Origin of the sequence: Methylocystis sp. MJC1 (genome assembly GCF_026427715.1) — a bacterium.
Classification (GTDB): domain Bacteria; phylum Pseudomonadota; class Alphaproteobacteria; order Rhizobiales; family Beijerinckiaceae; genus Methylocystis.
In genome coordinates this window covers 1,670,966-1,687,655 of sequence record NZ_CP107558.1, presented here as the reverse complement: position 1 = coordinate 1,687,655, position 16,690 = coordinate 1,670,966, and the positions used below count along the sequence as shown (strand labels likewise).

Genomic DNA, 16,690 nt, shown 5'->3' with positions numbered 1-16,690 from the left:
GGCGCCAACCCCTCTCAGCGCTTACGCCTGCCCCTCCGCCTTCTCGGCCTCCGCTTTCGCCAGCGCATTATAGCGCTTCACGCTAAGCGGGATGGCGGCCAGAAAGGCGACGCTGACCACGGCGAGCAGCTCCATAGGATAGATCGCCAGAAGCAGCGCCGTCACGCCGACGCCGAAGAGCACCGGAATGACGAGGTCGCGGGGAATGCGGCCCATGCGCTTGCCGGAAAAATGCGGAATGCGGCTCGCCATCAGGAAGGCGATGGCCAGCACATAGAGGATATAGAACGGAACGAGCGCCTTGGACGCCGGCAGTTCCAACGCCGAGAAATGCAGATAGAGCGGCAGCAGCACGGTGACCGCGCCGGCGGGGGCCGGCATGCCGACGAAGAACTCCGCGTGCCAGGCCGGCTTGGCCGGATCGTCGATCATCACGTTGAAACGCGCGAGGCGCAGCGCCCCGGCAATGGCGAAAGCGAGAACCGCAAACCATCCGAGGCCTTTGATTTCATGCAGGCTCCACAGATAGAGCAGCAGCCCCGGCGCGACGCCGAAATCCACGAAGTCCGCGAGCGAATCGAGCTCCGCGCCGAAGCGTGACGTGCCCTTGAGGGCCCGCGCCAGCCGGCCGTCGAGACCGTCGAGCACCGCCGCCGCCATGATGGCCGTCACGGCCTTCACGAAATCCTCCTCGATCGCATAGCGGATCGCGGTGAGGCCCATGCAGAGCGCGAGCAGCGTCACGAGATTGGGCAGCACCACCCGGATCGGGATATTGCGAAAACGCAGGCGGCGCAGCTCGACTGGCGAAAGCTCGAGGTTCTGAGGATCGTCGCTCATATTTTCCTGCCTCAGCCGGTCTTGAAGGTCAGCGCCGGCGCCGGCGCCGTCATATCCGCGAGCACGGTCTCGCCGGCTACAGTCCGCGTGCCGACCGCCACCATGGCGCGGGCCGATGACGGCATATAGACATCGACGCGCGAGCCGAAGCGGATCAAGCCGAAACGGTCGCCGACGCCAAGATTTTCGCCTTCCTTGATGAAGCAGACGATGCGGCGCGCCACTAGGCCGGCGATCTGCACGACGCCGAAGCGGCCGCGCGGCGTCTCGATGATGAGGCCGTTGCGCTCATTGTCCTCGCTCGCCTTGTCGAGATCGGCGTTGACGAAGATGCCGGGTTTGTAAGCGATTTTGGCGATGCGGCCGGTGACCGGCATGCGGTTCACATGGCAATCGAAGACGCTCATGAACACCGAGATGCGCTGCAGCGGCTCGGCGCCCATGCCGAGCTCCGGCGGCGGCAGGAAGAAGCCGATGGAGCAGACGACGCCGTCGGCCGGCGAAACGACGAGCCCCTCGCGCAGCGGCGTGACCCGCGGCGGATCGCGAAAGAAATAGACGCACCAGGCGGTGGCGATGAAGCCGATCCAGCCGAGCGTCGGGGAAATCCAGTCGAGCACGAAAGCCGCGACGGCAAAGCCCGCGATGAAGACATAGCCCTCTGGATGGATGGGGACGAGGACCTTGCGAACGGAGTCGATGACGGACATTTAGGGCTCCCGCTGCGCGATTCCTGAGCAGAGACGCGACGGGGCCTCTTTGCCATGTTGCGCCGCCAAAGTCACGGGCGAGCGTTTAACTCCGGGCTCCGCGTTGGCCCTTGATTACCATAATTCGTCCTCGGCCCTCCCACGCGACCTCTTGTGGGATAGGCTTGCGCGTTCCGATCCGCTATTCAGTTATTGAATCAACGGCGGGGCGCGGCGCCTCCCGCTTTGGGCAAAAGACATGACCGATATTCTCGACCGCATTGAAGCCTATAAGCGCACCGAAATCTCCGAGGCCAAGGTGCGCATGCCGCTCGCGACGCTGGAGCGCAATGTGCGCGACCACGATCCGCCGCGCGGCTTCGTGCATGCGATCGAGACGAAGCTGGATGAACGCCGCATCGCGCTTATCGCCGAAATCAAAAAGGCGTCCCCCTCGAGGGGCCTCATCCGCGCCGACTTCGATCCTCCGAAACTCGCCAGGGCCTATGAGAAGGCCGGCGCCGCTTGCATGTCCGTCCTCACCGACGGGCCGTCTTTCCAGGGCAAGCTCGAGGATCTGGAGGCCGCGCGCAAGGCGTCGCATCTGCCGGCGATCCGCAAGGATTTCCTTTATGATCCCTATCAGGTGTTCGAGGCCCGCGCCTATGGCGCCGACTGCGTCCTTATCATCATGGCCGCCGTAAGCGACGAAGAGGCGAAGGCGCTCAACACCGCCGCACATGATCTGCGCATGGATGTTTTGGTGGAGGTGCATGATGAGCGCGAGCTCGATCGCGCGCTCGCCCTGGAGACCCGGTTGATCGGCATCAACAACCGCAATCTCCACGATTTCTCGGTGTCGCTCGAAACCAGCGAGCGGCTTGCGGAGAAAATCCCCCACGACAAGATTATCGTCGCCGAAAGCGGCATCGAGACGCACGACGACTGCCTGCGTCTCGAAACCTCGCGCATCTTCACCTTCCTCGTCGGCGAAAGCCTAATGCGGCAGGACGATGTGGAGGCGGCGGCGCGGAAGTTGCTGAACGGCTAAGCCTACCTTCTCGGACGCATGACCAAGCTCACCCATCTCTCAGCGACTGGCGACGCCCATATGGTCGACGTCTCCGCCAAGGCGGATACGAAACGCCTCGCGCGAGCGCGCGGGCGCGTGGTCATGGGGCCCGAGACATTGGCCCTCGCCGTCGCGGGGCAAGCCAAGAAGGGCGACGTCTTCGGCGTCGCGCGCATCGCCGGCATTATGGCGGCGAAGAAGACGAGCGAGCTTATTCCGCTCTGCCACCCCCTGCCCCTGTCGAGCGTCTCCGTGGACATCACGCCCGACGAGTCCCTTCCGGGTCTGCGCGTCGACGTCGAGGCGGGCGTCACCGGCAAGACGGGCGTCGAAATGGAGGCGCTGACCGCGGTCTCGGTCGCCTGTCTCACCATCTACGACATGCTGAAGGCCGTCGATCGCGCCATGCGCATCGAGGGCGTGGAGCTTGTTTCGAAAGAGGGCGGCAAAAGCGGCGATTGGCGGCGGGAATAATCGCCTGTTATTCTCGACGCAGAACCTGTCTGCGTCGTGAACCTCCCCTTTTTCCGGCCGTCATTGCGAGCGAAGCGAAGCAATCCAGGGCCGCGATGGGGCTCTGGATTGCTTCGTCGCTTCGCTCCTCGCAATGACGGCGGACAGCGGCGTTGCGGTTCGCAAAAGCGGCAGCCGCGCTTCGTCGAGCAAAAGAGTAACCCGCAATGGCCGATAACAAGCTCCTCTCCGTCGACGACGCTCTCGCGCGCATTCTCTCTGGCGCCGCCCTTCTCGGTGAGGAAGAGACGCCGCTCGCCGCCGCGCGCGGCCGCACGCTCGCGCGCGACCTCGTCGCCAAGCGCACCCAGCCGCCGGTCGATGTCTCGGCCATGGACGGCTATGCGCTGCGCAGCGCCGACCTCGCCGCAGGGCCGTTGAAGCTCGTCGGCGAAAGCGCCGCCGGCCATGGCTATGCCGCTGCCTTGAACCCCGGCGAAACCGTCCGCATTTTCACCGGCGCCCCCGTCCCCGCGGGGTCCGACGCCATCCTTTTGCAGGAAGACGCTGAGGTCGCTGAGGGCGGCATCCGCGCCAAATCGGGCGCTGCGCCGGGCAATCACATCCGCGTGGCCGGCCTCGACTTCCGCGCGGGCGCCGCCGGGCTTTTTGTGGGAACCCGTCTCGGCCCTGCGGAACTGGCGCTCGCCGCCGCCATGAACCATGCGATTCTGCCCGTCGCGCGTCGGCCGCGCGTGGCGCTGCTGGCGTCCGGCGACGAGCTCGTGCCGCCCGGCGCCGAGCCCGGTCCCGCGCAGATCATCGCCTGCAACAGTTTCGCCGTGGGCGCCATCGCCGAAGGCACGGGAGCGGAGGTGATCGATCTGGGGCTGTTCCGCGACGATCTCGCCGATCTGGAACGCGGCATCGGCCTCGCCCGCGCGGCCAAGGCGGATATTCTCGTGACGCTGGGAGGCGCCTCGGTTGGCGATCACGATCTTTTGCGCCCCGCGCTGGCCCGCCAGGGCATGACGCTGGATTTCTGGAAGATTGCCATGCGCCCAGGGAAGCCGCTCATCTCCGGCCGCCTGGGCGATGCGCATATTCTTGGCCTGCCGGGCAATCCGGTGGCCTCGATCGTCTGCGCTTTGGTGTTTCTGGCGCCGTTGATCCGCGCGCTGCAGGGCGATCCGAAGGCTGGCGCCGATCAGACGGAAACCGCCATCGCCGGCGCGAACCTGCCCGCCAACAAGGGGCGACGCGATTATATGCGCGCGAGGCTCTCCCGCGACGCCGAGGGGCACCCCGTCGCGACGCCGCAACCGATGCAGGATTCCTCTCTGCTGACGGAACTGGCGCAGTCGCAGGCGCTGCTCATCCGCGAGCCGGGCGACGCCCCTTTGCCGGCCGGCGCCCCCTGCCGGATTTGGCGCTTGCCCGGATAAGGCGCACGGTTACGCGTTGGAGTGCTTGACCAGCGCTTCGAGCTTTTCCGCCGCAGCGCCCGTATCGAGCGCTTTCGCCGCCAGCGCCGCGCCTTCGCGAAGGTCGGCGGCGCGCTCGGCCACCACCAGGGCGACGGCCGCGTTCAGCACGGCGATGTCGCGATAGGCGTTCTTCGCGCCGGCCAGCACCGCGCGCAGCGCCTTGGCGTTATGGGCGGGATCGCCGCCGACGAGCTCCTGCGTCGTGGCGCGCGGCAGGCCTGCATCCTCCGGCGTGATGTCGAAGGCGCGGATGGCGCCGTCTTCAAGCGCCACCACGTGGGTCACGCCGGTGGTCGTCGCCTCGTCGAGGCCGTCGCTGCCATGGAGCAGCCAGACCCGTCGCGAGCCCATCTCCCGCAGCACGCGCGCCAGCGGCTCGAGCCAATCGCGCGAATAGACGCCGAGCGCCTGACGCTCGACGCGGGCCGGGTTGCATAGGGGCCCGAGCAGATTGAAAACGGTGCGCACGCCAAGCTCCGCCCGCACCGGAGCCGCATGGCGCAGCGCCGGATGGTGCGTCGGCGCGGCCATAAAACAGATGCCGGCATTCCGCAGGCAGGCGGCCGCGGCGGCGGGTGGAATGCCCACCTTCACCGAAAGCTCGCCCAGCACATCGGACGCGCCGGACCGCGAGGAGGACGCCTTGCCGCCATGCTTGGCGACCACCGCGCCGCAGGCGGCGGCGATAATGGCGGCGAGCGTCGAGATGTTGAACGTGCCGGCCCCGTCGCCGCCGGTGCCGACAATGTCGATCGCGCCGGGCGGCGCCTCGACGGGCGTCATCGCGGCGCGCATGGCCTGCGCCGCGCCGATGATTTCCTCCACGGTTTCGCCGCGCATGCGCAGGCCCATGAGGAAGGCCCCGAGTTGCGCCGGGGTCGCGGCGCCTTCGAAAATCAGCGAGAAGGCGGCGCGCGCCTCTTCGCGGGCGAGCGGCTCGCCTTCGGCGATGGCGGCGATATAGGGTTTGAAGTCTTGCATCGAGGGTTTGCTTGAGGGGCTTTCCCCCTCCCTGTCCCTCCCCCGCAAGCGGGAGAGGGGACGCTCGCGATCGGCATTGTCGATGAAGGCTACGGTGTTCCCCCTCTCCCGCGAAGCGGGGGAGGGTTGGGGAGGGGGCCCTACGCCACCTTCGCCCTGCCCCGCTGCGCCGCGTTCCACTCGGCCGCGAGGTCCAGAAAATTCCGCAAAATCTTGTGACCGTGCTGCGAGGTGATGCTCTCAGGGTGGAACTGCACGCCATGGGTCGGCAGCGTGTTGTGTGAGAGCGCCATGATCAGCCCATCAGGCGTCTCGGCGGTGACGCGCAGGCAGGAAGGCAGGGTTTCGCGCTTGACGACCAGCGAATGATAGCGCGTCGCCTGAAACGGCCCGTCGATGCCACGAAACACCGCGTCGCCGTCGTGCAGGATCGTCGCCATCTTGCCATGGATCGGCAGCGGGGCGCGGATCACCTCGCCGCCGAAAACCTCGCCGATCGATTGATGGCCGAGGCACACGCCAAAGATCGGCACGGTCTCGGCGGCGGCTCTGATCAGGTCCATGCAGATGCCCGCCTCATGCGGCGTGCAGGGGCCGGGCGAGAGCACGATGGCGTCGGGCGCGCCGGCCAGCACTTCGGCGACCGAAACCGCGTCGTTGCGATGCACCGTGACATTCGCCCCGAGCTGGCCGAAGTAATGGACCAGATTGAAGGTGAAGCTGTCGTAATTGTCGATCAGCGTGACATTGGACATGGCTTTTCCGGCGCCTTGGCGTTTCGCGGCGAGAAGTTTAATTTCCCAATAGGCCGCGGGGGCGCGTTAGGCAACCTTTCCAGCCGTCAGCGCCCCGCAACCGGCGGCAGCGGCGATGTCTCGACTTTCTGGACGGCCCCCGGAGGCGGCGGGGTCTGCGGAACGGCGGTCGTTCCCGTATCCTCGCCCCTGAAATCCGGGATCGCCTGCTTGTCGGAGTCCTGAGCGCGGGGCGCGGCTATATGCGCGCCGATCTTTCGCACCACATCGGGCGCCTCGGCGAAGGCGCCGTGGCCGATGAAGTCCGTCGAAAAGGACGAGATGTCGTGCACGGAGACGCCGAGCCGGTCGATCTCCGCCTTGTCCTGCGGTTTCGACGGGTCCATGGCGCCGAGCCTCGGCCGGTCGCCGGCGATGCGCGAGGAGAGCGACAAGGCGCGATCGTTGTTGGCGACGAAGATCGAGACGCGATGCGGGTCGAGCCGCGCGACCTGTTGGCGGAAGACGTTGAGGTCGATGTCCGGATTGGCGAGCATCACCTCGCCGAGCTTGCCGTCAAGATCGGGATGGCCCGAAAGAGCGATGCCGCGCAGCGTCTCCATAGTGAGCCACGAGCCCATGGAATGCGCGAGTATATGCACGCGCCCTACTCCCGGCGTCTTGGCGAGCGAGAGCATCACTTTCTCGAGCGCGTCGCGCGAGACGGTCGCGGCTTCCTTGTCGGACTCGTAGTTGAAAAGGCCGCCGCGCGAATTCCACGAGAAAAGCGTCGGAACGCCGGAAAAGCCGCCGTCGGCCACGACCTGCGCGAGGCGGAACCGCGCCTCGTCATGGCTGGTGTTGAAGCCGTGCACATACAGCAGGATGTCGCGCGAGACGCCGATGCGGCCTGACACATGGGCGGCGAGTTCCCCGTAGAACTCCTCCTCGTCCATGTTGCGCTTGGAGAGCACGGTGAAATGGCGGTTCTTGTCCGCGCCGCCGAAGCTCGGCCGCTCCATGGCGCCGGGACGATGGTTCTGCGGCACGCCGATCGCGGTGAGAGAAAAATGCGCACGCCCGTCGTCTGTCGCGCCCTCCCCGCGCCGTGTCGACGCGACGAAGAGCGGCACGCGATTGGGCTCGCCCTGCGGGCCCGAGACAAGCGAGACGGCGTTGGTCCAGTGTCCGTCGACAGCGCGCATGCCATCGGAGACGCAGCCTGAGAGCAGCGTCGCGGCGAGGAGGGTCGAAAGCGGAAGCGTGATGCGCAAAGTGGTTCGATCCGGCGCAGCCGGGAAAGTTTCCCGCGAGAGAGTGATGCGATGCGAAGGCGCCCTGGCCCAGCGCTTCCCTTCTTACCCGAGAAAGCGACGAAAGCGGGGCGAGCCGGCCCTCGGTTCTAAGGCAAAGTCGCGAAGATAGGTTAAACAAAGGCGAACATATGCCGCACTTGCGCGGCCGCGCCGAGGGTGCATAGTGCGCGCCCAAAAGAAGACTGGGCAATTGGGTGAACGCCGGGCGCGATCCCTTCCCTCCCCTTTAGCGGAGAGGTCGCGTTCGCCCGTTGCCGCACAAGGGAGAACGGCGCTTGTCAACAAGCGCTGTAGACGCGATGCGGATCAGAATCCTTGGCTCGGGCGCCGGCGGCGGCTTCCCGCAGTGGAACTGCAATTGCGCCAATTGCCGCGCGGTGCGCGCTCGCGCCCCTGGCTTTACGCCGCGCACGCAATCATCGCTCGCCGTGAGCGCCGATGGCGCCAATTGGGTGTTGCTCAACGCGTCGCCCGATCTGCGCGAGCAGATCGCCGCCGCCCCGGCGCTCGCGCCGGCCGAAGGCGATCCCGTGCGCGCGAGCCCGATCAAAGCTGTGGCGCTCACCAATGGCGACGTCGATCACGTCGCCGGCTTGTTGAACTTGCGCGAAGCGCAGCCCTTCAGCGTCTACGCCGCCGACCGCGTTCTGCAGGCGCTTGCCGCCAATCCGATCTTCACGATTCTGCAGAAGCAGCTCGTGCCGCGCAACGAATTGCATATGGACGAGGCGACCCCGCTGACGGGGGCCGGCGTCGATCTCGGCCTTTCCATCCGCGCTTTCCCCGTGCCGGGCAAGATCGCACTCTATCTCGAAGACCAGAACGCGCCGAATTTCGGCACCTCGGCAGGCGACACGCTCGGCCTCGAAGTCATCGAGACGAAGACGGGCAAATCCTTCTTCTACATCCCTGGCTGCGCCAAAATCGATGCGCCGCTCGCCAACCGTCTGCGCGGCGCCGCGCTCGTCTTCTTCGACGGCACGCTGTTCCATGAAAACGAGATGATCGAGCAGGGTCTCATGGGCAAGACCGGCTCGCGCATGGGCCATGTCAATATGAGCGGCGAGGACGGCTCGATAGCCGGCTTGGCGCCGCTCGACGTCGCGCGCAAAATCTACGTGCATATCAACAATTCGAATCCGGTCCTCGACGCAAACTCGACGCAGCGCGCCGCCGTGCAGGCGGCAGGCTGGGAGGTCGGCGCGGACGGCATGGAGGTGACGCTTTGAACGAGATCGCTACCGATTGGCGCGACGCCGCGCCGCTGTCCAGGACAGATTTCGAGGCCGCGATCCGCAATGTCGGCGTCGAGCGCTACCACGACAAGCACGCGTTCCATAAGCTTCTGCATGGCGGCAAGCTGCAGAAGCACCAAGTCGCCGCCTGGGCGCTGAACCGCTATTGCTATCAGGAAGCCGTGCCGCGCAAGGACGCCGCCTTCATGAGCCGCGTCCACGACCGCGAATTGCGCCGCGAATGGATTCACCGCATCCACGACCACGACGGGCTCGGCGAAGAAGCCGGCGGCATCGAGCGCTGGCTGGTGTTGACAGACGCGCTGGGCTTTACGCGCGAATATGTCACCTCGCGCCGCGGCGCCCTGCCCGCGACGAAATTCGCGGTGGAGGCCTATGTGCGCTTCGTCGTGGAGCAGCCGCTCGTCGTGGCGGTGGCGTCGTCGCTGACCGAGCTTTTCGCGCCCTCCATCCATCGCGAACGCATCGTGGGGATGCTGGAGAATTACGACTTCGTCGACGACCATGTGATGGCCTATTTCAAGCGCCGTCTGTCGCAGGCGCCGCGCGACTCGGAATTTGCATTGGGCTATGTGCTCGACAATGCGAAAACCCGTGCCGAGCAGGAAGCCTGCGTCGGCGCCGTGCGGTTCAAATGCAATGTGCTGTGGGCGCAGCTCGACGCGCTGCATCACGCCTATGTGACGCCGGCGCTGATCCCGCCGGGCGCGTGGCGGCCGGAGGAGTAAAAAGCCTCCCACCGTCATTGCGAGGAGCGCAGCGACGAAGCAATCCAGAGCAGTAGTGGCTGCCCCTGGATTGCTTCGCTCCGCTCGCAATGACGGCGGAGACCATGGTAAATGTCCCTCGAGAGAGACTGGGGGACATGGGAGCCCCGACGTAACCGGGTAACAAATGACCACACGCTACATCATCGGCCCGGACTCCCGCCCCGGCTTCACGCGCTATTCGCGCCTACACGAGGACCGCCCGCGCGCACGCACGGCCATCCTCGCGCCCGAGCGCGCCTATGAGCTCGACCCCATCGGCCTCATCGTGCTCAAAGCCATCGACGGCAAAACACGCCTCGCCGATCTCTGCGCCAGCCTCGCGCAGCAATACGCAGCGCCGCTCGACGTCATCACGCGCGACGTAACGAATCTGCTGCAGGGCCTCGCCGACAAGCGCCTGCTGTGCGACGGCGTCGATCCTTTCGCGCCGCCGAAGCTTTCCGATTTCGCTACCTCCATCGCGCCCTTCGCAGGCGGACCGGCCGGCCTTCTCGCCGAGCTGACGCATCGCTGCCCGCTGCAATGCCCCTATTGCTCCAATCCCCTGGAGCTCGAGCGCTCGAATGTCGAGATGACGGCAGAACAATGGGGCGAGACCTTCCGTCAGGCGGCGTCGATCGGCGCGCTGCAACTGCATCTCTCCGGCGGCGAACCCACGGCGCGGCGCGATCTCGAAGAGATATTGGCCTATGCGGTGGAGGCCGGCCTCTACACCAATCTCGTCACCTCCGCCGTGCTGCTCACGCGCGAGCGGCTGGAGCGTTTGGCCGAGATCGGCCTCGACCATGTGCAGGTCTCGATCCAGGACATCGTGCCCGAAAGCGCCGATCGCATTTCCGCCTTTGAAGGCGGCGTGCCGAAGAAGCGCGACGTCGCGCGCTGGGTGCGCGAGCTTGGCATGGGGCTCACGATCAATGCGCCGATGCACCGACAGAACATCGCGCATCTGCCGCAGATCATCGACTTCGCCGTCGAGGTCGACGCGCAGCGCATCGAGATCGCGCATATCCAATATTACGCCTGGGCGCAGCTCAACCGCGCGGCTTTGATCCCGACGCGCGAGACCTTCATGGAGACGGTCGGCGTCGTCGAGGAAGCGAAGAAGCGCCTGCAGGGCGTGCTCAACTTCGACTTCGTCATCCACGACCATTATGCGACGCGGCCGAAGCAATGCACGGGCGGTTGGGGCCGTTCGATCCTGGCGGTGACCCCTTCCGGCAAGGCCCTGCCCTGCCACGCCGCGCAGACCCTCCCAGGCCTCGCTTTCGATAATGTGCGCGAGCGAAAGCTCGCCGATATCTGGCAGAATGGCGCCGCCTTCAACGCCTATCGCGGCACGGACTGGATGAAGGAGCCGTGCACATCCTGCGATCGCCGCGAGATCGACCTCGGCGGCTGCCGGTGCCAAGCTTTCGCCGTCACGGGCGATCCGACGGCGACCGACCCGGCCTGCCACCTCTCGCCGGAACATGCCCGTTTTGCGGCCTATGCCGAAACGGAGTCGCACGCGCCGCCGCCGGACTTCATCTACCGGCGCGTTGGCGGCGCGCCGCAAGGCGCGTAATCAGCCGAATGAGACAACGCCCCCTGTCATCCCCGACGCTCGCGTAAGCGAGCGATCGGGGATCCAGAGCAGCAAGGGTGACTCTCAGTTTATTACCTCTGAATTCCCGGTCGGCCTTCAGCCGCCGGGAAAGACCGGCACGCGCAAAGCCTTGGCTCAGTCGCGCATAGCGCCCTTGTGGCGGGGGTCATCGCGCGGATCGAGATACTCGATCTTCCACGGCCCCGCGCCTGACACCTGCACGACAGCGTCCTCGTTGACCGTAAACCAATGCCCCATGCCTGGCGTCGCGGCCACGAAGTCGCCCGCATGCAGGAATTTTTCCACGGACGGATCGAGACGCTGGCCCTCGCCGAAGCGCAGCGCGCCCGAGATGATCGTCACGGTCTCGGCATCAGGATGCTTATGCGCGGGCACGAGATAGCCGGCCGGCGCCCGCACCCGGACAACGAAGGGCCCTGACGCCGTCGGGTCGCCGAAGAGGACCGCGATGTCCGCGCCCCGGGGTAGGTCGGCGGGCGCCGGCTTCCAATCGAGTTCGTCGGCGAAACGCAACCCGCTCGTCTGCGCGAGCGCGCTACAGACCCCGAAAGCGCAAAACGCGCCGAAAGAAAGAACAACGGACCGCATAGGCTCCGCCTCCCTTATCGCCCCCCGGGGCGGAAAATAGGGCGGCTCTCGACATCCGCGCTGGATACCCCTGGAATTCTTCGAACCCGGTAACCAAGGAGCAACCTACAGCGTGCATATTTAAATTGTCTCGCGGAGTTAACGATTTGTTTTGCATGAGTGTAGCGTCAATGGAGTTCGAGGAATGAAGTCGCGGGATACATTAGTGCGCCTGAAGCGCTTTCAAGCTGACGAGAAACGCCGGCGCGTCGTTCAGCTCAATACGATGATCGCCGAGTTCATGCGCATATCGAACGAACTCGACCGCGAGATTTCGCACGAAGAGCAGCGCGCAAACATCTCCGATCCGAACCACTTCGCCTACCCGACCTATGCGCGCGCCGCGCGCACCCGCCGCGACAATATCGTGGCGTCCCTCAATGAATTGCGCGGCCAGCTCGAGGATGCTGAAGCCCAGCTCAAAGAGGCGAATGAGGAGCTCGCCAAGGCGCAGACCCAGGAAGCGCGCGACCGCGGCGCCGAGCGCATGATCGAGGTCGTCGCCGAGCGTCGTCACGCCGAGCACGCCTTCCGGCGCGGCGTTTAAAACAGCCGAAAGAATAATCTCCCGCGCGGCGCCCGCAACCAGAGCCCGACGCGCTGGCGAGGAGAAACATCGACACGCGCGCCCGCGAGAAGCTGGCGCGCGATGTCGTCCATGGGCCAAGCGAAGCGCCGCATGAGGAAAAAGCCGCCTGCCCGTGCGGCGGCGACAAAGCCCATCTCATAGCGCGCGAGATCGCTGATCCATGGCGGGTCCATCGGCCGCGACGCGAGAAGCCTAGCCAGCGCAGCGGCGTCGGCGCGGCGGCGCTGCGGCTGCGGCGCCGCTTCGATTGCCTCGTAAAGCAGCGCGTCGAATTTTTTCCCAAGAGCCTTCGCCGTCAGCGGCAAGGTTTTGCGCGCATCGAGCGCGCGCTTGCCGAGGAGGCTGCGCGCGAAATCCTCGACCTCGCGCCTGTCGAGCGCCGCCATGGTCGCGGCTTCGATTTCGCTGAGGCCGCGGGCGCGGGCTACGCGCTGGGGATCCTCTAAAAATTCGCGGCGCGCCTTGGCGTCGGTGAAGATGCAGGCAAGCAGCGCTTGCGTCTCCCTCAAGGCCATCTTCCGCATTCCTGCAACGTGGCGCGAGCCCGCGCAACCTCGTCGAGAAGCTCGTTGAAAGCCGGCAGACGCTCGTCGCGTTCCAAAATGACGCCCTTCACCGGCGCATGCGCGACGATGCGGTCGTAAAGCGCCCAAACGGCTTCGCTCGTCGCCGAATCGTGGCTGTCGATCAAGACTCCCTCCCGCCAGCGCCCGCCAGCGTAGTGGATCTGCACGAGCCGGTCCCAGGGCCAGCGCTCGAATGTCGCGTCGATGTCGACCTGCTGGTTGACGGCGTTCGTATAGAGATTGGCGACATCGCAGAGCCAGCCGCAGCCGGTCGCGTCGAGCGTGCGGGTGAGAAACTCCGGCTCCTCCATCTCGCCGCCGGGCACGCGCACGACCGTCGTGATGTTTTCGAGCAAGAGCGGCGCGCGGATGCGCTTGCGCACAATGTCTACATTGCGCGCGACGACGTCGATCGCCTCTTGCGTATAGGGCAAGGCGGCGAGATGGCCGATGTCGACGCCGCCGGCGCGGGTGAAGCACAGATGCTCGCTCCACCAGGGCGGATCGATGCGCTCGATCAGGCGCGCGAATTTTTCGAGATAGGCGCGGTCGATCCCTTCCGCGCTGCCGATCGAAAGATCGAGCCCATGCGCGACAATGGGGAAATGCGCGTGCAGAAGATCAAGCTCCGCGAGCTTCTCATTCGGCGCGTCGAAATAATGATCGGCGATTATTTCCAGAAAATCGACGCGCGAGCGATTGGCGAAGAGATCGGCGCGAAACGGCGGGCGATAGCCGAGCCCCGAGCCGAGCGCCGGCGCCTCAGTCCCCGCCGCCGCCACAGCCGCCACACCCACTGCCGCCATCGCCATTTCCGCAAGAGCCGCTGCAGCTCGAACCGCAACTGCCGCCGCTTTCGCTGGAGGCGCGCTTGAAATGCCGCGCGAAGGTGGCGTCCGCCGTGCCCTTCAGCGCCGAGAAGCCGTAGAGCCCGAGGAGAAAGAGCGACGCACCCTCGAAAGCTTTTCGCTCTGTCGACGCGCCGACAGCGAGCAGCGCCGCATCGAGCCGCGGTCGATAAGCAAGCTCCATCGCCTCGAGATAGGCGCGACCGCGTCGGCTCGCATGGCTGCGCGTCGTCACGTAAGCCAAAGCGAAAAGCGCGGCGACCGAAGCGATGCTGAGAAAGATGAGATAGGAGACATTCGTGTGCCCCGTGCTCAGCGCGACATAGATTTTGGCTCCGGCGAAACCGAGAAGCGTGAGCGTGCCGAAGAGCTGCACGCGCGTGCGCCACGCCTTCACGGACTCGGGCTTCACGAGGCCTTGCGCCGCAAGCCTAGCGTGCACAGGCTCCAGCAATTGGAGCAGCTCCTTGCGCGCCGCGCGGTTGCTGAACAGCTCATGTGCTTTGGGGCTCACCTGGATCATTTGCCAAACGCGCTCCTCCATAGGATTGAGCGCGCCGGGCTCCGGCTTCTTGCCGGTAGGAACGACGCGGTCGTCTTTCGCCAGCGACGCATAGCCATGCTGCACGAGATCATAGCAGAGGGTGCGGATGACCTGATTCACCCCGCCCTGCAGAAAGGCCACTTCCACAGCGTCGGGGCTCTGCGGCACTGGCGGCGGATGATCGCCCGTCCGATCGGCAAGGCGGATGACAAGCCATGCGGCGGCAAGCGTCAGAATGACCACGACGCCGTAGACGTTGAGAAAATCGGGGCCGGGAAGAGTGAGGACGTTCTTCAAGGCGCTTCGCTCCGTCAGACGATCTCCAGATCATTCGCCAATCGGCGCGCCTGCAATGTCGCCACGGCAAGCACGCCCAGGCCCACCGCCTGATGCGCGAGCGCAACAAGGAGATGCGGCGTGCCCGCATAAGACGGCTCGACAAGCAGCAGCGTCGCAACGCCGAGCGCGATCTGTCCCACGACATGGCCGAAGACGATGACAGCGCCGCTGCGCGCCCTGCCGCCGGCGTTCATCAGCGCGTCGCCGAGATGCAGCGCCGCGAGGATGAAGATCAGATAAGCGATCATACGGTGGAAGAATTGCGCCGTGAGCGGCGTCTCCAGAATATTCGCCCACCAGGGGTCTTTGGGGAAGAGAACATCGGCCGGCGGAATGAAGGCACCGGCGATGAGCGGCCATGTGTTTTCCACGAGCCCCGCGCGCAGCCCCGCGACAATGCCGCCCATGAAGAGCTGCACGAAGACCAGCGTTAAAATAACGAAAGCCAGCGCGCGCAGCCGCCCCGGATGGTCATGCGCGCTCGATGGTCTGCGCCAGCCGAGCCCCCCGGCGACCCAAAGACAGGCGGAGAAAATGAAAGCCGCGATGACGAGATGAATGGCGAGCCGCTCCTGCGCCACTTCCGTGCGATGCACGAGGCCGGACGAGACCATCCACCAGCCGACGCCGCCCTGCAGCGCGCCCAGGGTCAGAATGCCGACGAGCTTCGGCTTCACCGAGGATGGAAGCGCTCCGTTCACCCAGAACCAGATCAGCGGGACCACGAAGACCACGCCGATGAGGCGCCCGAGCAACCGGTGCGCCCATTCCCAGGCGTAGATGTACTGGAATCCGGCGAGGTCCATGTCCGGAAAGAGTTCTTTGTATTGCGGGATCTTCTTGTAATCCTCGAAAGCCGCGATCCATTCCTGCTGCGTAAGAGGCGGGATGGCGCCGGTCACCGGCTTCCATTCGACGATTGAGAGGCCCGATTCGGTCAAGCGCGTCGCGCCGCCGACGATGACCATCAGAAAGACGAGGCCTGCGACGATCCAGAGCCAGTTGCGCACCGCGACAGCGTTTTCCTCTGTCGCGCGATGCCTCACCTCGGGCACAGGATGCGGAAAGAGAAGCCAGTCTTCCATGTCGCTCGCCTCAAGGGTTTCTCTACCTCGGCACTTAAGGGATGCTGAAGACGCTTGTCCACACCTAGCAGCGCGCGGCGCCTGCGAAGCGCCGGATTTTAGGCTGATAGGACGCGCATCGAGTGTAAGAATGAACGCTCTTTCGATCGGGGGAGCAAAGGTGGCCGGCAGAGGCGCGTTGACACGGGAAGAGATGGCCTCTCTGCGCACGATCGGCGAGGTGGCGGAATATCTCGACCTGCCCCAACATGTGCTGCGCTTCTGGGAAACGCGCTTCAAGGAGATTGATCCGGTGAAGCGCGCCGGCGGACGCCGCTTCTACCGCCCGCGCGATATCGAGCTCGTCGAAGCGATCCGGCATTTGCTGTATCGCGAAGGCTATACGATCAAGGGCGTTCAGCGCATTCTCTCCGAGCAAGGCGTCGAGGGCGTTCTCGCCGACGCGCGCCGGCGCCAGACCGGCGAATCGCCAATGCCTTCTTCATCGCCGCCTGTTGCACCCGCCGAGCCCGCCGGCGCCCGCATCGAACCTCCGCCGCCGGAAGTTGCGCCAGCCCCGCCGCCGGTCGCGCTCCAAGAGACGCTCGATTTCCCGGAACCCGAGCCGCCAGAAACGGCGCCCCAGGCGCCGGCGCCCGAGTCGGCGCCTGCTGGCGCGTATGATTCGGAGGCGACTGTGGAAATCCTTCCCCCACCCTCCCCATTTTCCCGCGCTTTCCCCGCACCCGCGCCGCAACCGATCTTCCATGCGCCTGTCGTGGTCATCCGGCGACTGGATCAGGGACAGGCGCAAATTTTGCGCAAAGCGCTGGCGGAGATCGAGGAATGCAAGCGGCTGCTCAATCTGACCCGGCGCTGAGCAGCCCGGAAAATATGGGGAAACGCGGT

18 protein-coding genes are annotated in these 16,690 nt (G+C 65.6%); 8 read left to right on the top strand and 10 right to left on the bottom strand.

The features are described 5' to 3' along the window. Window positions 1–21: 21 nt before the first annotated feature. Both pssA and OGR47_RS08095 read right to left on the bottom strand, forming a co-directional pair. Window positions 22–840 (bottom strand): CDP-diacylglycerol--serine O-phosphatidyltransferase, encoded by an 819-nt coding sequence (gene pssA, locus OGR47_RS08100; RefSeq protein WP_165055614.1) that lies wholly within the window; start codon window positions 838–840, stop codon window positions 22–24. A gap of 11 nt (window positions 841–851) precedes the next feature. Next, the gene (locus tag OGR47_RS08095) at window positions 852–1,550 is read right to left on the bottom strand and encodes a phosphatidylserine decarboxylase (RefSeq protein WP_165055613.1); all 699 of its coding nucleotides are present in this window, start codon (window positions 1,548–1,550) and stop codon (window positions 852–854) included. A gap of 238 nt (window positions 1,551–1,788) precedes the next feature. Between OGR47_RS08095 and trpC the strand changes: the two genes are divergently transcribed. From trpC to glp, 3 genes are all read left to right on the top strand, one after another. Continuing rightward, window positions 1,789–2,580 (top strand): indole-3-glycerol phosphate synthase TrpC, encoded by a 792-nt coding sequence (gene trpC, locus OGR47_RS08090; RefSeq protein WP_165055612.1) that lies wholly within the window; start codon window positions 1,789–1,791, stop codon window positions 2,578–2,580. 18 nt (window positions 2,581–2,598) lie between these two features. After that, complete coding sequence (gene moaC / locus OGR47_RS08085) at window positions 2,599–3,075, top strand: cyclic pyranopterin monophosphate synthase MoaC (RefSeq protein WP_165055610.1); 477 nt, start codon at window positions 2,599–2,601, stop codon at window positions 3,073–3,075. Between the two features lie 206 nt (window positions 3,076–3,281). Continuing rightward, window positions 3,282–4,499, top strand: coding sequence for a gephyrin-like molybdotransferase Glp (glp, locus tag OGR47_RS08080; RefSeq protein ID WP_165055609.1), 1,218 nt, complete (start codon window positions 3,282–3,284; stop codon window positions 4,497–4,499). Window positions 4,500–4,508: 9 nt separating this feature from the next. Here the strand turns inward: glp and trpD are convergent, their stop codons facing one another. The 3 genes from trpD to OGR47_RS08065 all read right to left on the bottom strand — a co-directional run bounded on the left by trpD (window position 4,509) and on the right by OGR47_RS08065 (window position 7,530). Beyond that, window positions 4,509–5,522, bottom strand: coding sequence for an anthranilate phosphoribosyltransferase (gene trpD / locus OGR47_RS08075; RefSeq protein WP_165055608.1), 1,014 nt, complete (start codon window positions 5,520–5,522; stop codon window positions 4,509–4,511). A 140-nt stretch (window positions 5,523–5,662) separates the two neighbouring features. Beyond that, window positions 5,663–6,277 carry an anthranilate synthase component II gene (locus OGR47_RS08070; protein ID WP_165055607.1) on the bottom strand — a complete coding sequence of 205 codons (615 nt, stop codon included), beginning with the start codon at window positions 6,275–6,277 and terminating at the stop codon, window positions 5,663–5,665. An 86-nt stretch (window positions 6,278–6,363) separates the two neighbouring features. After that, complete coding sequence (locus OGR47_RS08065) at window positions 6,364–7,530, bottom strand: alpha/beta hydrolase (RefSeq protein ID WP_246729852.1); 1,167 nt, start codon at window positions 7,528–7,530, stop codon at window positions 6,364–6,366. Between the two features lie 341 nt (window positions 7,531–7,871). Between OGR47_RS08065 and pqqB the strand changes: the two genes are divergently transcribed. From pqqB to pqqE, 3 genes are all read left to right on the top strand, one after another. Further along, entirely contained in the window at window positions 7,872–8,801 is a 930-nt protein-coding gene (gene pqqB / locus OGR47_RS08060; RefSeq protein ID WP_165055654.1) for a pyrroloquinoline quinone biosynthesis protein PqqB, read from the top strand. Continuing rightward, window positions 8,798–9,556 (top strand): pyrroloquinoline-quinone synthase PqqC, encoded by a 759-nt coding sequence (pqqC, locus tag OGR47_RS08055; protein WP_165055606.1) that lies wholly within the window; start codon window positions 8,798–8,800, stop codon window positions 9,554–9,556. Before pqqB ends, pqqC begins: the two co-directional genes overlap by 4 nt. Window positions 9,557–9,722: 166 nt before the next feature. After that, the gene (pqqE, locus tag OGR47_RS08050) at window positions 9,723–11,162 is read left to right on the top strand and encodes a pyrroloquinoline quinone biosynthesis protein PqqE (protein ID WP_165055605.1); all 1,440 of its coding nucleotides are present in this window, start codon (window positions 9,723–9,725) and stop codon (window positions 11,160–11,162) included. A gap of 156 nt (window positions 11,163–11,318) precedes the next feature. Here pqqE and OGR47_RS08045 read toward each other — a convergent pair whose 3' ends face one another. Beyond that, window positions 11,319–11,792, bottom strand: coding sequence for a cupin domain-containing protein (locus OGR47_RS08045; protein WP_165055604.1), 474 nt, complete (start codon window positions 11,790–11,792; stop codon window positions 11,319–11,321). Window positions 11,793–11,976: 184 nt separating this feature from the next. Between OGR47_RS08045 and OGR47_RS08040 the strand changes: the two genes are divergently transcribed. Further along, on the top strand, window positions 11,977–12,378 hold the full coding sequence (locus OGR47_RS08040; RefSeq protein ID WP_165055603.1) for a flagellar export protein FliJ: 402 nt from the start codon (window positions 11,977–11,979) through the stop codon (window positions 12,376–12,378). On the opposite strand, the gene OGR47_RS08035 is transcribed toward OGR47_RS08040, so the two are convergent. From OGR47_RS08035 to OGR47_RS08020, 4 genes are read right to left on the bottom strand one after another with little or no spacing between them, the layout of a single operon-like run. Further along, a complete protein-coding gene (locus OGR47_RS08035) occupies window positions 12,375–12,935 on the bottom strand; it encodes a hypothetical protein (protein WP_165055602.1) in 561 nt (186 codons plus the stop codon). The genes OGR47_RS08040 and OGR47_RS08035 overlap by 4 nt on opposite strands. Beyond that, window positions 12,926–13,792 (bottom strand): DUF692 domain-containing protein, encoded by an 867-nt coding sequence (locus tag OGR47_RS08030; protein ID WP_246729851.1) that lies wholly within the window; start codon window positions 13,790–13,792, stop codon window positions 12,926–12,928. The genes OGR47_RS08035 and OGR47_RS08030 overlap by 10 nt, the downstream gene beginning before the upstream one ends. Beyond that, window positions 13,749–14,675, bottom strand: a complete 927-nt coding sequence (locus tag OGR47_RS08025; RefSeq protein WP_165055601.1) for a TIGR04222 domain-containing membrane protein — start codon at window positions 14,673–14,675, stop codon at window positions 13,749–13,751. The genes OGR47_RS08030 and OGR47_RS08025 overlap by 44 nt, the downstream gene beginning before the upstream one ends. Window positions 14,676–14,689: 14 nt before the next feature. Then, window positions 14,690–15,802, bottom strand: coding sequence for a COX15/CtaA family protein (locus OGR47_RS08020; protein WP_165055600.1), 1,113 nt, complete (start codon window positions 15,800–15,802; stop codon window positions 14,690–14,692). A gap of 193 nt (window positions 15,803–15,995) precedes the next feature. Here OGR47_RS08020 and OGR47_RS08015 point away from each other — a divergent pair, with 193 nt between their 5' ends. Further along, the gene (locus OGR47_RS08015; protein ID WP_165055651.1) at window positions 15,996–16,661 is read left to right on the top strand and encodes a MerR family transcriptional regulator; all 666 of its coding nucleotides are present in this window, start codon (window positions 15,996–15,998) and stop codon (window positions 16,659–16,661) included. Window positions 16,662–16,690 lie beyond the last annotated feature (29 nt).